This window comes from uncultured Campylobacter sp. (assembly GCF_937997465.1).
Taxonomy (GTDB): domain Bacteria; phylum Campylobacterota; class Campylobacteria; order Campylobacterales; family Campylobacteraceae; genus Campylobacter_A.
On record NZ_CALKTQ010000046.1, the window covers coordinates 1 to 1118 of the forward strand.

The 1118-nt window shown below is 48.1% G+C and carries 1 protein-coding gene; it reads right to left on the bottom strand.

What is annotated here, in order from left to right; genetic code table 11:
- A partial coding sequence (locus Q0546_RS01360) for a TonB-dependent receptor plug domain-containing protein (RefSeq protein ID WP_298789855.1) occupies positions 1–1015 on the bottom strand: 1015 nt, incomplete at its 3' end.
- Between the last annotated feature and the right edge of the window lie 103 nt (positions 1016–1118).

A 1118-nucleotide genomic window follows, 5' to 3' on the forward strand; every position in this document is an offset into this window, starting at 1 on the left:
AGTTGCCGTTTTTATCGGTGATTCTATTTACGACGCTGTGTATGTGGCGATCGGCTCGCTGAAACTGATATCCGCCCTCGAAATACCAATCCTCGCTCGGAGCGTATTTAAATTTAGCGCTAGCTGTCGTCGTTTTTAGATTCATACCGCCGTATGACTGACCAAGGCCCGGAGTTTTGTTATCGACCGGATCTGGCAGCTTTAGGTCGTTTCTGATCATGCCGTCTTTTACGTAAAGCGCAAAAAGTCCAGCAAAGCCGTGAGTGTTGTGCTCGTAGTAGCTAGCCGCAGTCTCAAACGTAAGCGACTCGGTCGGATAAAACTCGAGCGTGATGCTGGCTAAGCGGCGCTGATAGTTGCTGTCTTTTACTTGTTTTGCGCCATCTGAGCCGTATACGACCGCGCGGTAGCCTACCTTGTCAAATTTCATCGAGCTATCTACGCCCACGCCAAAGTGCTCTCGCGAAGCGTAGTCCGCCCAAATACTGTGCTCATTATCTACCGGGCGTTTTCTAGTATAGTTAAAGACGCCGACTGGATTTTGCGGGCCGTAGAGCGAGCCGGCAAGACCGTTTTGTATCTGCAAACTCTCAAACATCGCCATAGGAATCGCCGTAGTCGAGATAGCGTAAAAGCCGTCCCAAAAAACGTTACCCACGACGCTACCCTCAAAGCCGCGAGTTTGCGGACGACCTACCGTGGTGCCGCCTCTCATCTGAACCTGCGCGGACGGGAAGTATTTCACTGCCTCCTCAAAACCGGTCACGCCTTGGTGATTCATCGTTTCTTTTGTGATCGTGCTTATCTGATACGGGGTGTCTAGTACCTTTTTGCCGGCTAGGATACCGTTTTGCACGTTTTTAGCCAGGATGCCCTCGCTGATACCGCTCTCGCTGATGTTATCGCCGACGCTGTTTATCTCGACGCCTTCTAGCTTAACCGTATCTGCGGCATTTGCTTGCGCCGTAAATAGCGCCAAAACCGCACATGTGGCAACTGAAAATTTCACTCTAATTTAGACTCCTTATTGGTTTTATGCTAAATTTGCATAACGCGCGTATGTTACAAATTGTTTACTTAATACAAAATTAAAATTATATATTGATATAATATATATT